General features: G+C 35.6%; 14 protein-coding genes. 12 read left to right on the forward strand and 2 right to left on the reverse strand.

Annotation, left to right across the window (positions count from 1 at the left end; genetic code table 11):
• Positions 1-2: 2 nt before the first annotated feature.
• The 6 genes from EZV73_RS04440 to EZV73_RS04465 all read left to right on the forward strand — a co-directional run bounded on the left by EZV73_RS04440 (position 3) and on the right by EZV73_RS04465 (position 6,579).
• Complete coding sequence (locus EZV73_RS04440; protein WP_240838671.1) at positions 3-1,088, forward strand: hypothetical protein; 1,086 nt, start codon at positions 3-5, stop codon at positions 1,086-1,088.
• A complete protein-coding gene (locus tag EZV73_RS04445) occupies positions 1,089-2,153 on the forward strand; it encodes a hypothetical protein (RefSeq protein ID WP_240838674.1) in 1,065 nt (354 codons plus the stop codon).
• A gap of 37 nt (positions 2,154-2,190) precedes the next feature.
• Complete coding sequence (locus EZV73_RS04450; RefSeq protein ID WP_240838677.1) at positions 2,191-2,640, forward strand: zinc ribbon domain-containing protein; 450 nt, start codon at positions 2,191-2,193, stop codon at positions 2,638-2,640.
• Between the two features lies 1 nt (position 2,641).
• Positions 2,642-4,297, forward strand: a complete 1,656-nt coding sequence (locus EZV73_RS04455; RefSeq protein WP_240838679.1) for a zinc ribbon domain-containing protein — start codon at positions 2,642-2,644, stop codon at positions 4,295-4,297.
• Positions 4,298-4,350: 53 nt separating this feature from the next.
• Positions 4,351-5,574, forward strand: a complete 1,224-nt coding sequence (locus EZV73_RS04460; RefSeq protein ID WP_240838682.1) for a hypothetical protein — start codon at positions 4,351-4,353, stop codon at positions 5,572-5,574.
• 129 nt (positions 5,575-5,703) lie between these two features.
• Positions 5,704-6,579 (forward strand): hypothetical protein, encoded by an 876-nt coding sequence (locus EZV73_RS04465; protein ID WP_240838683.1) that lies wholly within the window; start codon positions 5,704-5,706, stop codon positions 6,577-6,579.
• A 28-nt stretch (positions 6,580-6,607) separates the two neighbouring features.
• Here EZV73_RS04465 and EZV73_RS04470 read toward each other — a convergent pair whose 3' ends face one another.
• On the reverse strand, positions 6,608-7,606 hold the full coding sequence (locus EZV73_RS04470; protein ID WP_240838686.1) for a zinc dependent phospholipase C family protein: 999 nt from the start codon (positions 7,604-7,606) through the stop codon (positions 6,608-6,610).
• A 103-nt stretch (positions 7,607-7,709) separates the two neighbouring features.
• On the opposite strand from EZV73_RS04470, the gene EZV73_RS04475 reads away from it, so the two are divergent.
• The 3 genes from EZV73_RS04475 to EZV73_RS04485 all read left to right on the forward strand — a co-directional run bounded on the left by EZV73_RS04475 (position 7,710) and on the right by EZV73_RS04485 (position 11,474).
• On the forward strand, positions 7,710-8,945 hold the full coding sequence (locus EZV73_RS04475) for an MFS transporter (RefSeq protein WP_240838689.1): 1,236 nt from the start codon (positions 7,710-7,712) through the stop codon (positions 8,943-8,945).
• An 82-nt stretch (positions 8,946-9,027) separates the two neighbouring features.
• Complete coding sequence (locus EZV73_RS04480) at positions 9,028-10,407, forward strand: MATE family efflux transporter (protein ID WP_240838692.1); 1,380 nt, start codon at positions 9,028-9,030, stop codon at positions 10,405-10,407.
• The gene (locus tag EZV73_RS04485; RefSeq protein WP_240838695.1) at positions 10,404-11,474 is read left to right on the forward strand and encodes a Xaa-Pro peptidase family protein; all 1,071 of its coding nucleotides are present in this window, start codon (positions 10,404-10,406) and stop codon (positions 11,472-11,474) included. The genes EZV73_RS04480 and EZV73_RS04485 overlap by 4 nt, the downstream gene beginning before the upstream one ends.
• Positions 11,475-11,507: 33 nt before the next feature.
• Here the strand turns inward: EZV73_RS04485 and EZV73_RS04490 are convergent, their stop codons facing one another.
• On the reverse strand, positions 11,508-12,854 hold the full coding sequence (locus tag EZV73_RS04490) for an MATE family efflux transporter (protein ID WP_240838697.1): 1,347 nt from the start codon (positions 12,852-12,854) through the stop codon (positions 11,508-11,510).
• Between the two features lie 106 nt (positions 12,855-12,960).
• Between EZV73_RS04490 and EZV73_RS28775 the strand changes: the two genes are divergently transcribed.
• From EZV73_RS28775 to EZV73_RS04510, 3 genes are all read left to right on the forward strand, one after another.
• The gene (locus EZV73_RS28775) at positions 12,961-13,497 is read left to right on the forward strand and encodes a peroxidase-related enzyme (RefSeq protein ID WP_305037106.1); all 537 of its coding nucleotides are present in this window, start codon (positions 12,961-12,963) and stop codon (positions 13,495-13,497) included.
• A 75-nt stretch (positions 13,498-13,572) separates the two neighbouring features.
• Positions 13,573-15,696, forward strand: coding sequence for a hypothetical protein (locus EZV73_RS04505; RefSeq protein WP_240838705.1), 2,124 nt, complete (start codon positions 13,573-13,575; stop codon positions 15,694-15,696).
• Positions 15,697-15,774: 78 nt separating this feature from the next.
• Positions 15,775-18,093, forward strand: a complete 2,319-nt coding sequence (locus EZV73_RS04510) for an ATP-dependent Clp protease ATP-binding subunit (protein ID WP_240838708.1) — start codon at positions 15,775-15,777, stop codon at positions 18,091-18,093.
• Positions 18,094-18,153 lie beyond the last annotated feature (60 nt).

The raw sequence follows: 18,153 nt of genomic DNA on the forward strand, positions 1-18,153 counted from the left end.
TTATGAGTGAAGAATTATTACAAATAGATTCGGACCAGTTTCCTTGTCCATCATGTGGTGCTTTTATGGTCTATTCTCCTCAGTCACATGGTCTTAAGTGTGATTACTGTGGTCATGAAGTAGATATTACAAAAGACAATAGAGAAATCAAAGAGCATGCCCTTGATAGGATGGATGAAACATTTAACCATGAATGGGCGAGTGATAAACGGGTAATCAAGTGTGAATCCTGTGGTGGTGAAAGTATGATTACGACCACAGATTTGACATCAGCGTGTGTTTTTTGTGGATCGGCTCATGTGGTCGTAGAAACTATGAAAGAGGGGATACCGCCTGAGGGCATCCTGCCTTTTATGATTACAAGACATGCTGCAAAAGAGGGCATAGACAAGTGGGTTTCATCTAAATTTTATGCACCAAAAACATTGAAGGACTTAAAGCGACTAGATACCATTAAGTCGGTTTATATACCCTATTTTACATACGATGCAGAGACTTCAACTTTCTACACCGCTAGAAGAGGTGACCATTATTATGTGACCCGTACAAAGGTTGTTGATGGTAAGACCAAAACTGTAAGAGAAAGACGAACAAGATGGCGAAGGGTTGAAGGTGTTTACAAGGAAGCTTTTGATGATGTGCTTGTACATGCCTCTAAGAAGGTTGAAGAGTCCTTGATTGCAAAGATGAAGTCCTTTGATCTTTCTAAGGTAGAAGCTTTCCAGGAAGCTTACTTGATTGGTCATCATGCAGAAAGGTACAACAAGTCCTTAGGGGATGGCTTTGATGACGCATGTGAGATCATGGACCAGGCTATATACTCAGGTATCAGACATCAAGTTGGTGGCGACGAGTTTCAACTGACTCATCATCAAACCAATTATGGCAACACAACTTACAAGCATTTGCTATTACCTGTGTGGATGACTCATTATACATTTAAAGAAAAGATGTATCATGTTTATATCAATGGCCAGACAGGTCGTGTGGTAGGTGATTATCCAAAGTCCATATGGAAAATTTTATTAACCATAGGTGGTTTCTTGGCTGTGGCCTTTATCATCTATTTTGTACTGACGAGGTTTTAAATGAAGAAGTTTATATTGATCCTTTTTGTGGTCTTATTGGTAGGCTGTCAGAAGGAAGTTGAAGTACCTGTTGAGGAAGAAGTTATTCCTTTGGATTTAGATAATGTTCATAATGTTAAGTTAAAGACTTACAACAACACACTGCCTCATATTATCAGATCTTATGTTGAGATGGATGATAATACTTATGGTACATATAAAATAGAAATGTATGATACCAATTATGATTCTGTATGGGCCTATTTATGGCGTGATCTCAATAAAGAAGATGGCGACTTGATGTCGAATTATGTCATATACGAGAATTTTATCATCGTGAATGTTCAAGGGGCTGTTTCGGTTCATAACCTGTCAACAGGAGCCTTCTTGTGGGAGTTAGAAACCAATAAAAAACAGGGCCAGATGACGGCTTCTGGAAACATATTGTATGTACTGGGTTATGAAGAAGATTTTATTACAGGTGTTTCTCTTGAAAATGGAGAAGTCCTACTTAGAATAAAAGATGAGAATTATCTTGATGCGGATGCCCTTGTAATGAAAGATCAGGAGTTGATTGCCTATAAGCAGTCAGATAGGGTGACTAGAAATGCAGTCGCATTTGACATGGAAGGCAATCTTCTTAAGACCTTTAACCATATGCAAAAGGAAACCCTAAAGGCGACTTGGGATAAGATAGAATCCTCAGATGAATCTGAAGATGCCGTTCGTTTGATAGATGGTAATCTTAAAACCTGTTATTCTGAGTCTGTGAAAGGGTATGGTGAAAAGGAATGGATAGAACTCACACGTGTTTTACCAACAACGGTTCATAAGTTAAGAATTGCCAATGGTGATCATTCGTCAGAAAAGGCCTACAAAGAAAATGCAAAACTCAAACAGGTAACCCTGTCAGTTGGTGATGGCAAGAGTTTTACTTACAAGTTTTCAAATTTTGAATATGGCTATGTAGATGAAATATGTTTTGTTAAACCGATTATTGCAGACTATGTTTTAATGACCATTATTGAAGTAGAACCTGGTGAACTGTATAAGAATACATCATTTAGTGAGATTGAAACTGAATGATAAGGATATATCAACAAGTTGAAAAGAGGAGGTAATTATGGGTTTTTTAGATGATTTAGGAAAAAGTTTAAACAAAGTAGGTCAAAAGACAAGTGAAATGGCCAATGAAGCCAAGTTGAAGTTAGAGATTACCAAGAACAAGTCTAACATTGATAAAAAATATGAGGAACTTGGTGCAAGAATTTATTTCTTAGCTAAAGAGAACATGGAACCAGATGAATCTGTTGCTACAATTATTGAAGAAATTGATCAACTTTTCTTAAATATTGCCAACTTAGAAAAAGAGTTAAGTGATGGTCTTCAGGAAGAGGAAGCTGTAGAATCAAACTTATGTAAAAACTGTGGTGCGGCGCTTGCTGAAGGTGTTAAGTTCTGTGGTTCATGTGGTGCTCAAGTTGAGGAAGAAAGTAAGAAGTTATGTCCTAATTGTGGTGCTGAAGTTGGAGAATCTAAGTTCTGTAATTCATGTGGGACGAGTTTAGAATAATATGACGATAATATGTAAACATTGTGGACATGAGAATCATTTAGAAGCAGATGAGTGTGTAGAATGCGGTCAGCCTTTTAACAAGGATGAAGTCTATGTGGTATGTAGTACATGTGGTATCAGCAATCCTGAGTCATCAAAGACGTGTAGATCTTGTGGTGAAAAGCTAGAAGGCACTTCTTCCTTTGTAGTGAACACAGAGGACAAGCCGGATCAGAAAAAAAGTGATCCACTAAAAAAAGATAAAACTAAAAGGGAGAAAAAAGACTTAGGCAAACTGAGACAATATGGTATTGTAGGTGCTTTAGGTCTATTGGTTCTTGCTTTGATTTATCTTATTGTCATGCTCTTTTTAGGAAGACCGGTTTACTTATCACCTGACGATGGTTTTTACTATGTGACTGAAACCGGCGTCTTACATGTCGTTGACGAAACAGGTAAAGATTTTGAAGTTGCCTATGACATTTCTGATGAGCCAGACGTAAGAGTTTATGGTTCTAAAGTTTATGTCCTTCATGATGAAATTTTAACCTTATTTGATGGTACTTCTAAACTTATTTCGAATGAAGTAACATCTTTTAAGGTAAATCTCTATGGTGATCAAGTGCTTTACACTCGGTATACTGGAGATGGTGTAGGTGATTTATACAAGTATTCTTCAGAAGGCAATGTAAGAATTGATGGTAATGTTGGCCTAAGTAGGTACATATTCGGCTTAGGTGATGATGTCTATTATGTCAATCAGATAACGGACGATGAAAGTCTTGGTCTGCTTTATCTGAAAAGTGGAGATAAGGAAAGTCTCATGATTGCTGAAGATGTCTATGAGCCCTTGTTTTCTTTAAGAAAGAACTCGGTTTACTATGTAAGAGAGGATATAGAAAACGCTGTTCGATTTGACTTATTTTACATTAGAGACAATCGAGTGACTGAGATTAGAAGAAATGTTTCTCAGATATATTACAATCCTAAGGATGAAAGCTTCACCCTGGTCCAGTTAAAAGATGATAAAGAGCATCTTTATGAGATTTACAGAGATAAAAGCGATCTGATCCAAGGTGATTTTGTTAAGTCTGGTTTGTACTCATTTAATGATTCAAAACCTGTGACTCAGGCTCAATCATTAAGGCTGATTTTACAAGACGACTTAGCCATGAACCATTTATACGATGGCAGTTTAAAATCTTTGTTTAACTTTGATGAGTTCTATTTAAAAGAGTCGAGTGAGACCATCTATACAATCAAAGATGAAGAACTCTTTTATAGTAAACTTAAAGGTGGTGCTGGTCCTCTTAGTCTTGATAGGCATGTTCAAGTACTGGATATTTCGAGTTCGGGATCTAGTCTTGTCTATAACTCAGACAAGATCACTAAAGTTTATGGTCAGACACCATACACTTATGAAAAAGATTTAGAAAAAGTCTGGTTTTCTGATGATGAAAAGTATATCCTGTATCTAGAGGATACAGATGCTTATGTTTTAAAGTTAGGTGCCAATGAACCTGTATTTTTAGGTAGTCATGTATCGAGTATATTCAATAAAGGGGTTTATGTTTATACGGTAATCGATCAAGAAATCTATAGATACAAGTTAGGTAAATTTTCATCTAACGAGCAAATAACTCGATTTAGGTATTGGGATTTTTTGAATAATTAAATGAATGACTCGGGCAAACAGCCCGAGCATTTGTACGCTAGTAGGGAGGATACATGGGTTTTTTAAAAGGCATATTAAATTTTATACTGATGATTGTTTTAGCAGTGTGCCTAATGGTTTGGTTTGGCTATGGTTTGTTTGATGCATCGGTTTTATCATTTGATGAAAACCAAAAAATGATTGAGCAAACTGAGTTTACAGAAGAAGTCACCAGTGAGATTTTATCTAGATACAATACAAAGCTGACAGACTTGTCGGTAGATGATGACGTCTTATTAAATTTTGTCAATGAATCTGGTTTAGGTGTTATGGGCTATATTTTTTCTGAATATGATGAGATGCCTTCAGTTGACGTAACTTTCTTAAAGGATTATGTTATCAGAGATGTTGCAGTCATGGAAGCTGGTAAGCTTTATGGAAATGTGGACTTCAATGACTTGATAGCTGCCCTTAGAATGATACCGGAGGGAGAAAGTGTTACCAATAATTTTGAATCTTATCTAGATGAAAATAACTTATCTGTTCATCAAGAAGATGTCGATCAAGTGATCAAGCTTTATCTTGAAAACAAGGATTTAGATGATCAAGCTCTTATTGACAAGATTATCGGAGAAATGGCCTATGAAAAGCTTAATGTTGATCAGATGTCGACAGACTTATCTTTACAATCATTGTTTGATTCTTTAACAGATAGAAATCCTTTTACACTAGTAAGAGATTTATTGAATCATGTTAAGAGAAATGTTTATGGCTATATAACCATTACCATGGTGGTGGTTGTTTTGATGATCTTGGTTTCTGAATTTAGAGTTTCAACGTTTTCAGTTTGGATGTCGCTAGCTTTTCTATTGGCAATCATTCCACTTCAGGCAATCAGACTTGTTGATTTCTTAGTTGATAGAAATTACTTTGACTTGATCAATGGCATGGAGTCTTATAAGAATTACATGCTTGATGTGATGATACAAAAGCTCAATGTTTATACGATTATTACTTTGGTTTTAATTGTTGTATTATTCATTTTAAGTAAGATTATAAGCAAACGAGTAGACTCCAAAATTGAGGGGTTAGAAGAGAAGCGTTCAAGACCTTATGCCTTGGTTAGATTTGCTATTTTCTTAGTATTGGCCTTAGGTTTGTTCCTTAATGTAAAGGGCATGTACAGATACAATATGCAAGTGGTTAATGAAATACAAGCCATTTCGCCAGACGATTTTGATCCAAATGACTTGGATGTTACATTAAGTAATTTATTAAATATTGATTATGATTTTTAAGGAGCGCAAGCTCCTTTTTTCGAGTTTCTTAAAGGTTATTAAGGAAGAATTAAAATACAGAAGTTCACATTTACACTCTGTTTTTTGAGTGGTAGGATATAGTTAATAAAAAACAGTTTGGAGGAATGTATGCAATTTACTCACTCGGTGAAAATCGCTGAGATCTTAAATAGGGGGTTTAAGAACTTTAAATCGACGTTTAAGCCATTCTTCAAATATGCATTATTGGCTGTTGTAATCTCTTATATTATACAATTATATATAGCTGTAATGGATACGATACTCTTCGACAATGAAGTATTGTATATTGCAAGCATTGTTTTAATGGTATTGGTTTTTCTACCTGTTGCCTACTTCACCGTAAGGATGAACATGACTGCATCAGGAAAATATAAAGCAGTTAAAGAAGGGCAACCTTTTGACTTTAAGGAAAAATTTAATGACAGTAAACATGAATTTTGGCGTGTATTTTTTGTACTAGCTTCAAAATTCTTTATAAGAGTTATTATGATGATCTGCTTTATGCCTTTAGTAATGTTTATTTTTACACCAGTCCTTCCAGAAGGATTAAGTTTCTCTGGTTTTAGTGGTAGTTTGGTCTTAATTGTATCGACCTCTGCAGGACTCGCGTTTTTATACTTACTAACAAGGTTAGAATTTGCGACCTTGATTATCTACTGGCAAGTAGACACAGAACATTCAGATCTCCGTACGAGTATGGAGATGACCAGAACACAATATTTAGAGAAACTCAAACTTATCATCGTAGCACAAATTCCTAAAATTATCATGAACATGGTTATGTTTATGAATGTATTCATCATGCCATTTGGTCAAACGCCAATGGGCAGATGGACTTATTTAATTGGTTTAATCATATTTGAAGCCGCTTCTTACGCATGGCCATTATCATTCTATTATCCACTTTTTAAACAGATGAAGGCTTTTCCATTACAATCGGATGTTCTTATCGATGAGGAAGGTAAGGAATGGTTAACTTTCTAAAGTAAAAAAACTCCCAAAGGAGTTTTTTCTACTTATAATGAACAATGATGTTATCATTTTTCATTTCACATTCATAATTTAGACCAGTATCGTACTTGAGATTACCAATCTTATCAAGAAACTGTTTTTCTGTGACAGTATTGATCATGTAATAGGATAAAACCTTGATTAAATCACTTGATCGTTTGGATCCGCTAGAGATGAGTTCTAGAAAACTTGTCTTATAAACAAGATTGTCATCACAAGGGTGAAACCACTCTTTCTTTTGGATGTTTAAGTGGTCCACCTTAGGGTCAAACTTAGCAGGAAATGTTGCTGTGGTTATTTTGCCATCAGCTTTTTTTATTTTATCAATCCATTTAAAAGGATGTCTTTTAATTTTCATTGGATCATACATGGCCTTTAAAGTTCTGCCCATATCTTTTATACATTTTGAAATGATTTCTTCATTAACACTGATCTTATGTGAATCTCTTACAACCTTTGAAAGAAAAAGACTGATGAGTTTATTATCTGAGTTTGTAAGTTCAATGGCTTTACCGGTATTGTGAACCTTTAACTTCTTACCGTCATAGATATCTGAAATAAGGGTGTCTAGTATACATTCAAAGTATTTATGATTGTAGCCAGAATCTACTCCAGAAAAGTAAAATATAAATGGGTGACCAATGGTGTCCATGGCATAGTGACTAAAGAAACCTGATATGTAGGCAAACTCTTTATGTAGTGCAGTATCTTTTTTCTCTGATTTAAAGAATCCTATGGGATCGGCTGCAATGGCATGCTTGATTCTATTGGCACCAGCTAAGAAAAAATCATTGATGCCATCTTGGTGAAGTTTTGATCCATAGTCTCTAATGTCTTTTGCTTCGCCACCTGATAGGGGCTTGTAATAGAAAAACAAATCGGGTCCCTGAGCACCAAGATGGTATATATGCTTGTTATTAATTAAAATCTCTTTAATGTCCTCGTTTAAATGATTGAGTGTTTCTTCAGAACATACCATGTGAGTTAAAACGTCAGGCATAATGACTCCTTTCAAATTATCTAAATATTCTTAACTTGATTATAACAGGTTATAAGGTTTTATGTGCTATAATTATGATATAAAATAAAAAAAGGGGATAATTATGAAATTTAATAAGCAAGAAATCAGCTGGATTCTCTATGATTGTGGTAATTCGGCTTATTCTATGGCCATTACAACAGCCTTGCTGCCAGTGTATTTTGGTATGTTTAAAGCAGGTGATTCCATGGATTTAGGTTATTTTAATTCTATAGCAAGTATTATAGTCGCTATATTAAGCCCGATTTTAGGTACCATAGCGGATTATAAGGATACTAAGAAACGTTTCTTTACCTTCTTTGCCATACTGGGGATTTTCTTTACAGCAGCCCTTACATTTGTACCATTTGGTGTATGGCAAATGCTGATTTTATTCTATGTCCTGACTGTAGTCGGCTTTTCAGGTGCAAATATATTTTACGATTCTTTCTTGGTGGATATTACATCTAACGAAAGAATGGACAAGGTATCTTCAAATGGTTTCGCTTGGGGTTATATCGCCAGTGTTATTCCTTTTGCCATTTCTCTTGGGATTATAGCCTTAATAGGCTTAGATGAAATTCTTGGTTATCAACTGAGTTTTCTAATCACAGCATTATGGTGGGGCCTCTTTACAATTCCGTTTTTTAGACATGTCAAGCAAGTTCATTACATAGAAAGAGAACCTAGTCCAGTTAAGAATAGCTTTAAAAGAATCTGGAAAACAGTTAGAGAGATTAGAAAACATAAGGTTATTGCAATCTTTATGTTGTCTTATTTCTTCTATATAAATGGTGTGGGTACTATTATAAAAATGTGTGTACCTTATGCTCAAGTTGTGTTAGGTGCAGATTCCATGGATATGTTTGCCATGTTAGGCATCCTTCTAATTGTTCAAATCATTGCTTTTCCATGTGCTATATTGTATGGCATACTTGCAAAAAAGTATTCATCAAAACGCATGCTTATTATAGGGATGGTTACCTATATCATTGCGACCATTTATGCTTTTAATATGAACTCAATAACAGATGTTTTTATTCTAGGTGCTATGATTGGTTCTGCTCAAGGTGGTATGCAGGCGCTATCTAGATCCTATTTCGCCAAGTTAGTGCCTAAAAAGCAATCCAATGAGTTTTTTGGCTTTTACAACATCAATGGTAAGTTTGCAACAGTACTAGGACCTTTTATGATGTCTCTAACAGCTGATATAACAGGCAATGGCCGTTATTCCATACTAGCTATCATTCCACTCTTTATTATTGGTTTGATTGTATTCTTACGATTACCAAGTGACAAGTTAGTGAATGAAGGATCTTAAGACACGATTCGTGTCTTTTTTTGTTGTATAATAGTCATTCCTTGTGTATAATCTGTATTGGGTAATTATTTAGGAGGGCGAAATGAATAACAAAAACGATTTAACCAAAGATAGAATATTTACATCCATTCTATTTTTAGCATTACCTATCATGGGTACATCCTTCGTTCAGATGGCATACAACTTAATCGATATGATATGGATTGGTAAGTTAGGTTCATCTTCAACAGCAGCTGTAGGCACTGCTGGTTTCTATATGTGGTTTTCTATGGGTATCATATTCTTATGTAGAATTGGTGCTGAAGTGCTGGTTGCCCAGAGTGTTGGTAGAAAAGACTTGGATGCAACAAAAGAAACGGTTCAAAATGTATTACAGATGACACTCTTTTCGTCACTGTTTTTTATGATAATTGTTTTACTTTTTAAAGATCAGATGATTGCTTTCTTTGATATCAAAGAAGCACATGTTGTAGAAATGGCTGTCAGTTATTTGGGCATAGTTGCTCTTGGATTTGTTTTTACTTTTTTAAATCCAATCTTTACGGCTATTTTCAATGGCTATGGTAAGAGTGGTGTGCCTTTTGCAATTAACACCATTGGTCTTGTTTTTAACATTATCTTTGACCCTCTTTTGATATTTGGTCTAGGACCATTTCCAGCATTAGGTGTTAAAGGTGCGGCCATTGCTACTGTAACAGCTCAAATGATAGTAACGTTAGTCTTTATCTTCTATATCAGAAGAAATAAAGATATTCATATGTTTGAAGGGCTTCATATCTTTAACAAGCCCAATAAGGACAGAGTATTACGCATCTTAAAGATTGGTTTGCCGGCTGGCTTACAATCTATGCTTTTTACCATCTTTGCAATGATTATTGCTAGAATCATTGCTGATTGGGGTGCAGTTGCCATCGCAGTCCAGAAGGTTGGCAGTCAGATAGAATCTGTATCATGGATGACGGCTTCAGGTTTTTCAACAGCAACGTCTACCTTTGTTGGACAAAACTATGGTGCAGGTAAATATGACCGTATCAAGTATGGTTACAGAATTTCCTTAATCATTATGACAGTGATTGGTTTGATGACGACATTTGGCTTGATTTACTTTGCTGAACCACTCTTTAGGATATTTATCAATGAAGAAGTCGCTCTAAAAGAAGGGGTTATATATCTTCAGATTTTAGGTGTATCACAGCTCTTTATGTGTATTGAGATCGTAACCAATGGCGCCTTTAACGGACTGGGTAAAACCATGTATCCAGCGGTTAACTCAACGGTCTTTAACTTCTTAAGAATTCCTTTGGCCCTATACTTGTCATCAACGGTACTTTCTTTGCAAGGTGTATGGTGGTCTATCTCCATTTCTAGTATACTAAAAGGGATAGTGATTGTTTCGCTATTTATTTGGACATTGTTTAAAGTAAAAAGAGAGTTAGAACAACCTTTTAAGGAGGCCGTATGAATCAATCGAGACTAAATAGAATTCTAGAACAGATGAAGTTGAATAACTTAGATCAAATTATCATAACAGCACCAAACTCGTTGTATTACTTGTTAGATCAAATGTTTCATCCGGGTGAAAGAATGTTAGCCTTGTACATCAACAAGGAAGGCAAACATGCCATGATTGCCAATGCTTTATTTCCAAGTGCCAAACATTTAGATACTCAAGTGCTTTTTTACGATGATACTCAAGATCCTGTAGAAATCCTAAAGGGGCTATTAATAGATGGAAACTTTGGTGTAGATAAAGAATGGCCATCGCATTTTCTTGTGCGTTTGATGAAGAAGGTGCCGAATTTAACAATTGAAATCGGCTCTGTTTCTGTAGATACACCGAGAATGATGAAAGATGCAGATGAAGTTAAACGTATGAAACATGCATCAAAGGTTAATGATCAAGCTATGGAGCAAGTTGTTGCTGCCTTAAGAGAAAAGAAATACTCAGAAATTGAATTAAAGAAGTTGATTCCAACTTTTTATGAATCATTAGAGACCCATGAAGTATCGTTTTCGCCATCGGTTTGTTATGGTGAAAATGGTGCTGTACCACATCATGATTCGAATGAAACCATGCCAGGTGAAGGTGCAGTTTTAATTGATATGGGTGGTCGTACAGATGGTTATTGTTCAGATATGACCAGATCATTTTATTATGGTCAGCCTACAGAAGAATATAGGAAAGTCTATGATTTGGTCCTTGAGGCAAATTTAGCAGGTATTGCTGCAGTAAAGCCGGGTATTAAGATTTATCAAGTAGACGATGCCAGTAGAAAAGTAATTGCAGATGCAGGCTATGGCGATTACTTTACACATAGAACAGGACATGGTATTGGTATTGAAGTTCACGAGTTCCCAGATTGTTCTGGCGTTAGTGAAACGGTTCTAGAAGAAGGCATGACCTTTACAATTGAGCCGGGCATTTACCTAGAAGGCAAGTTCGGTGTTAGAATTGAAGATGTTGTCTTAGTGACTAAGGATGGTTGCGAAGTTTTAAACTCATATCCAAAAGCATTACAAAGTTTATAAAAAGAGTCCGCTCAACCGAGCGGACTTAATTTTTTAGTCAACTTTTATAGATGCCCATTTCTTAGAATTGAAACGTCTATATATGATGAATGAGAAGAAGGCAATGGATGCAATTTCAGCATACCATACACCTTGAACACCAGATCCTATGATGACGATGAATAAGAATGACAATGGAATAAAGAACAACCACAATCTAGCAATTGTATAGTACATGAGTCTTCTTGTATCACCTGCACCCCTTAATGCACCACCCATAACAATCATAAAGTTAAGAAGTGGTTGATTAAGGGCTAAAAATGGAATGACAGGCACGCCTAAAAGTACGATGGCCTGGTCAGTCGTAAATGCCTTAATTGAAAGCTCAGGTATCAGCATAAAGACAATTGCCATGAATATGCCCCAGGCAACACCCATAAATGCTGATGCAAAACCTGTTTCAGTACCCTTATCGACATCCTTTTCACCCAGTGATTTACCAACGAGGGTTGCTGCTGCAATTGAAATACCAACTGCTGGCATGAATGACAGTGATTCGATTTGAATGAGAATCCTAAAGAGTGATTCTGAATCTGAGTTGAGTTTGGCAACAATAACACCAATCACAACAAAAGATAGCTGCATCAAGCCCTGTTCAATGGCACCAGGCCAAGAAATTCTAAAAAGAGGTTTAATGATCTTCTTGTCAAAGAAGAGTTTAAATCTAAGTTTTAAATGACTGTCTCTAATATACAATCTGTAAATATAAATACATGTGGCTATGATTCTTGAGATACTTGTTGATAAAGCTGCACCAGCTATACCCATTTCAGGAAATGGTCCGAAACCTGTAATCAAGACGTAGTTACCGATAATATTTAGGATATTTACCACACCTGTAACATACATAGGTGTTTTTGTATCACCTGAGCCTCTTAAGATGGCTGCAAATGAAAAAGATAAAAACATTGGTATGATGCCTAAAAGTATGATTGTAAAGTAGGTAACTGAATCCTTATAGACTTTTGGTTCAATGTCATAAATGCCAAATACTGAATCTTTTATCAGAAAAGACACAACCAATATAATGGCACCTACTATGAGGTTTAACAGCATATTCTGCTCAGCTATGTGCTTGAGTTTTTCATAATCTTTTTCACCATAAGCTCTTGATATAAGGGCAACTGCTCCTGTGTTAAATGATGAAAAGGTAAATATAAGTAGAAAGACTATTTGATTTGAAAAACCAACTGAAATGATGGCTCTAGAATCAATTAATTGTCCCAGCATAATGGTATCTGCTACACCTAGCATAGTATTTAGAGCCATTTCGATAATTGCCGGTAGAGATAGTGCTAATATGGAAAGAATCAAAGCTTTCTTGTTTTTTAATAATGTCATGATGACCTCCAAATATAATCCCTAATATTCTATCATATAATGGTTTAAAGTAAACGCATAATTCAAATAAACTTGTTTTTGTTGTAGAATTAAATAGGAGGGCATTATGGCTTGGATTAAAGTGATAAAAAAAGAAGAAGCAGAAGGTGACTTAAAAGACCTTTATGACCATGTTTTAGAAACCGATGACGATATTGACAACATCTTGTCTATACACAGTCTTCATCCTAAAACATTAGAAGCACATCTGATGATGTATGAGGAATTAATGAGAGGTCCTGGTAACCTTTCAAAAGCTCAAAGAGAGATGCTGGGTGTTTTGGTTTCTACTCTTAACGCCTGTGAATACTGAACGACCCATCATAGCGAAGGTCTTCGCAAGGCGTCAAGCAGTGACTTACTTACAGCTATAAAAAAAGATTATAAGTCTGCTGATATCTCTAAAGCAGATAAAATCATGTTAAGATATGCAGAAAAACTGACACTAACACCTGGACATATGGTAGAAGGAGATGTTTTGATGTTGAGAAAAGCAGGCTTTTCTGATCTTGATATTTTAGACATCAATCAGATTGTGGCCTATTATGCATATGTCAACAGGACTGCAGATGGACTTGGTGTAAAATTAGAAAACTTTTGGTAGATTGGGCTTATGCTCAATCTTTTCTTTTAGATTCAAATAAATGCTGAGCTTTGGTATAATAAGCTGAGGTGTGATATGAAAAAACTACTAGAAGATATAAAATCAAAATTTAAAACAAATAAACAAGTTGCCTTTATCATCAAGCCTGTATTTTTTGTAACACTGATGGTCTATTCAGGCTATATTATTTATACATTTGGTCATAGAAGACCTCTTGATCTGATAATAGCTTTAGTGGTAACTATTTTAGGACTTCTTTTAGCGTCTTTTGCAGGTATATTTTTAATGGATTTCATTAAGAAGCTACCTTCAGCCACTATATTTTATCTTGGCTCTGTGATAGCCATGCTTTATATCATGTTTGACTCGAATCGAGCTGAGCGTAGCAATATCTTGGCTATTCTTGTCATACCCTTGTTTTTTATGAGCCTGGGTTATCTGATATACAGATTGGTTTACAAACATAAACACTGGATAGTTTGGCCTGTTAGGGTGATTTTTATACTAAGCTCATCTTTACTTGTTATGATGTTCTTTTGGAATGGGCTAGAGCCCTCTTATGAGAATGCCTATTTGAGTCTTCAGACAGATTTTGCTATTGGTGAAATGAAACCTATTTATCAAGTTGATGAAGGCATTTATGGTAATGAGGACTATTTAGAAAAATACGATATAAAAGGACGTGTTTCTGAAACGACCAGCATTGCTTACTTTCTATCTAAATGGAATAAGGCTAGAGAAAAGCAGGTGGGCTTTAATGTTTATAACGTCCCTTTAAATGGCATGTATTACATGCCTGATGAAGTCGGTCAGTATCCTCTTGTTTTAATAGTCCATGGTAATCATGAAATGACGCATGATTCAGAAGACGGATATGGCTATTTAGGTAGATATTTGGCTGAAAGAGGTTATATTGTGGTCTCTGTTGATGAGAATTTTCTTAACTTTTCTACTTATGATTCAGAACTTTTAGGACATTCTCTGGGTTCTGAAAATGATGCAAGAGCCTATGTACTCTTAGAGCATCTTGATTACTTGTTAAAAGAATCCAATAATGATACGTCGCCATTTTATAATAGGATTGATTCAGACCAGATAGCACTTATTGGCCACTCGAGAGGTGGTGAAGCGGTGGCTATCGCAAGGTACTTTAATGAGTTGAACTATCTACCTAATAACTCAAATAAAACTTTTGATGAAGATTTTGAGATAAAATCCATTGTATCCATAGCGCCGACGGATTCTCAGTACAAACCTGCAGGTAGAAAAGTTGAGCTAAAAGATGTCAATTATTTGCTCCTACAAGGTATGCATGATATGGATGTTTCTTATATGGCGGGAATCAATCAATATGAACGTATTTCTTATGAAGAAACTGATCGCTTCAAATCGGCGGTCTCTATATATGGTGCCAACCATGGTTACTTTAATCAGTCTTGGTTAAGATCTGATAATTCATCTTTGGGCGGCCTTCTTCACAATTCAGCCCAGCTTTTAGAGCGAGAGGTGCAGGAAGAAATTGCCTCAAGGCTGGTATATAATTTTTTAGAAGCTACTTTAAAAGAAAATAAGGATTATAGACAAGGCTTTATGAATTTAAAGGTATTTGATGGCTTACCAGAGACACTTTATCAATCGATCTACTATGATGGTTCATGTGTGGATCTTGTCAATTACAATGAAGACCACTACATTGAGACAGGGTTAAATCACTCAAGAATATCAGCTAATCTTTCTAAATGGTCAGAAGGCGCCATGAAGTTAGATGGTAAATCATCAGATGTTTATGGAGCTTACTTAGGCTATTCCAGCTCAGGCCAGTATAATATTGAACTTAAAGAGCCTCTAAAAGTAAGTGCGGACGACTACCTTTATCTAACACTTGCAGATGCCTCAGAAGACAATGATGAACTCTTAAACTTATGGCTTGAAATTGAAGATACTTATGGTCATATCCACCAAGTATCTTTGGATAAGTTCTCAAAAATACAACATAAAATAGACATCAATCTGGCTAAACTCTTCTTTATAGAAGATGTAAATAACCATGAGCTTATTTTACAGACACATCAAATTCCTATAAAATGGTTTATAGAAGATGATAGATCTATTGATATAAAAAAGGTATCCCTCATCTTTAAGGATGGTCATGACAATAAATTATTTTTAAAAGAATTAGGTATACGCTTTCATGATTAAGAAAGAATAAATCACCTTTATATTTCATTTAGGTGTGATATAATGACATAACTAATAGGCAAAAATGGAGTGAGGAATATGAAACTTTGTACAGAATGCAACAAGAATGTTGCCGTAATCTTTTTATCAAAGATGGAACATGGAAAACCTGTGTCTGAAGCTTTATGTATAGAATGTGCTCATAAGAAAAACATCCCAGGTGTTGAGCAGATGATTAAAGAAACAGGCATGAGTATAGATCAAATAAAGAATATGACAGCTGGTATGAATGATATACTGGGGGACATGGATTTAGAAGACATCGAAAGTCCAGAGCAAATGATGGAAATGCTTATGGAATCTCAAGACATGGAAGAAGAGTATCTTGACGACGAGCCACCGATTATTGATGAAGAAATCGGTGTAAGTGAAGGTTCGACAGAAGGCTCAACTGAAAGTAAAACATCTGGTAAAAAGAAAAAGAAGAAAAAGAAATCTAAGAAAAACCTTGAGTTATATGGTACAAACTTAACTCAAAAAGCTAGAGATTTTGAAGTAGATAGAATCATTGGTAGAAATCGTGAGATTGATAGAGTGGTTCAAATTCTTAACAGAAGAAGTAAAAACAATCCGGTCTTAATTGGTGAGGCGGGTGTTGGTAAAACCGCTATCGCAGAAGGTCTTGCAGTAAGAGTTGCTCAAAGGCAAGTACCAACAAAATTATTTAACGTAGAGATTTACCTTTTAGATATGACAGCAATAGTAGCTGGTACACATTTTAGAGGTCAGTTTGAATCTAGAATGAAAGGAATCATCGAAGAGGCCAAAGCCCTCGGTAATGTTATTTTAGTTATTGATGAACTTCATAACATTGTAGGTGCAGGTGAAGTACAGGGTGGTGTTATGAATGCTGCCAATATTTTAAAACCAGCACTTGCTAGAGGTGAAATTCAGATTTTAGGTGCAACAACTTTAGATGAGTATAGAAAACACATCGAAAAGGATGCAGCACTTGAAAGACGTTTTCAACCGGTTGTTGTAGAAGAGCCGACCCTTGATGAATCTATTGAAATCATCAAGGGTATCAAGGATTACTATGAAGATTACCATCAAGTAACAATTGATCATGATGTTATAGAAGCATGTGTACACTTGTCTTCTAGATACATTAGAGATAGATTCTTACCTGATAAGGCCATTGATGTCTTAGACGAGGCTGGTTCTAGAGCCAATCTTAAGAACCAAGGCTTAGTAGAAATCATGGCTTTAAAAGATCAATTGAATAAGTTACATGAAGAAAAGGACAAGTATGATGAACTGGCTAATTTTGAAAAATCAGCTGAAATAGGTTCTGACATTATTCACATAGAACAAAAGATTTTTGAACTGGAGCAATCTGGTACTCAAACCAAGTTAACAAAAGAAGATATTGCCTATGTAATTGAAGCTTGGACAAAGATTCCTGTTCAAAGAATTACTGAAGAAGAAACAGATAAGCTGCTTCAACTTGAAGAAAGGCTTTCGGGTAAAGTTATAGGTCAAGATGAAGCCATAAAGAGTATTTCTAAAACAATCAGAAGAAACAGAGTTGGTTTTAAGAAGGTCAAAAGACCGGCTTCATTTATCTTTGTTGGACCAACAGGTGTTGGTAAAACTGAACTTGTTAAGAAGCTTGCTTTAGAACTCTTTGGTTCTGAAGACTTGATGGTTAGACTGGACATGTCAGAGTATATGGAGAAGCATTCAGTATCTAAAATTATAGGTGCCCCTCCAGGGTATGTTGGCTACGATCAAGGTGGTAAACTTACAGATATCGTTAGAAGAAAACCTTATACAGTGATTCTTCTTGATGAAATAGAGAAGGCACATCCTGATGTATTTAATGTCTTGCTTCAGATTTTAGAAGATGGTAGATTAACTGACAATCAAGGTCGAACTGTTCACTTTGACAACGCGGTTATCATTATGACTTCTAATGCTGGTACGCAAACAAAAGCCTTAACTATGGGCTTCTCACAAGGGGAGGCAGTTGAAACAAAAGAAGCTATAAAATCTGCTTTAAAAGAGTACTTTAGACCTGAGTTCTTAAACCGTATCGACGAGGTTATTGTCTTTAATAAGCTTTCAAGAGATGTTCTTAGAGAGATTGTTAATCTGATGATTAATGAAGTTGAACTAGAACTCAATGAAAAGCGTATGAGACTGAAGGTTTCAGAAGCGGCTAAAGACTTCATTTTAGAAAAAGGTTATAGTGACACATATGGTGCTAGACCGCTTAGAAGAGCAATACAGACCTACATTGAAGATGAAATTGCAGAACTTTACTTAAAGAATGTGATTTATGATGGGTGTACGGTTATCGTTGCAAGAGAAGGTGACGAACTTTCTATCTATGCGAGTGAAGGCGTAAAACATTAATTAAAAGACTGGGAAACCAGTCTTTTTGTGACTTCAGGAACTGAATCTATGACGTCTGGA

Source organism: Acidaminobacter sp. JC074 (assembly GCF_022496765.1).
Lineage (GTDB): Bacteria > Bacillota > Clostridia > Peptostreptococcales > Acidaminobacteraceae > JABXKX01.

Excerpts from the sequence above, each read along its gene's own strand:
- EZV73_RS04440 (WP_240838671.1), top strand. The coding sequence starts at position 3 with ATGAGTGAAGAATTATTACAAATAGATTCGGACCAGTTTCCTTGTCCA.
- EZV73_RS04445 (WP_240838674.1), top strand. The coding sequence starts at position 1,089 with ATGAAGAAGTTTATATTGATCCTTTTTGTGGTCTTATTGGTAGGCTGT.
- EZV73_RS04450 (WP_240838677.1), top strand. The coding sequence starts at position 2,191 with ATGGGTTTTTTAGATGATTTAGGAAAAAGTTTAAACAAAGTAGGTCAA.
- EZV73_RS04455 (WP_240838679.1), top strand. The coding sequence starts at position 2,642 with ATGACGATAATATGTAAACATTGTGGACATGAGAATCATTTAGAAGCA.
- EZV73_RS04460 (WP_240838682.1), top strand. The coding sequence starts at position 4,351 with ATGGGTTTTTTAAAAGGCATATTAAATTTTATACTGATGATTGTTTTA.
- EZV73_RS04465 (WP_240838683.1), top strand. The coding sequence starts at position 5,704 with ATGCAATTTACTCACTCGGTGAAAATCGCTGAGATCTTAAATAGGGGG.
- EZV73_RS04470 (WP_240838686.1), bottom strand. The coding sequence starts at position 7,606 with ATGCCTGACGTTTTAACTCACATGGTATGTTCTGAAGAAACACTCAAT.
- EZV73_RS04475 (WP_240838689.1), top strand. The coding sequence starts at position 7,710 with ATGAAATTTAATAAGCAAGAAATCAGCTGGATTCTCTATGATTGTGGT.
- EZV73_RS04480 (WP_240838692.1), top strand. The coding sequence starts at position 9,028 with ATGAATAACAAAAACGATTTAACCAAAGATAGAATATTTACATCCATT.
- EZV73_RS04485 (WP_240838695.1), top strand. The coding sequence starts at position 10,404 with ATGAATCAATCGAGACTAAATAGAATTCTAGAACAGATGAAGTTGAAT.
- EZV73_RS04490 (WP_240838697.1), bottom strand. The coding sequence starts at position 12,854 with ATGACATTATTAAAAAACAAGAAAGCTTTGATTCTTTCCATATTAGCA.
- EZV73_RS04505 (WP_240838705.1), top strand. The coding sequence starts at position 13,573 with ATGAAAAAACTACTAGAAGATATAAAATCAAAATTTAAAACAAATAAA.
- EZV73_RS04510 (WP_240838708.1), top strand. The coding sequence starts at position 15,775 with ATGAAACTTTGTACAGAATGCAACAAGAATGTTGCCGTAATCTTTTTA.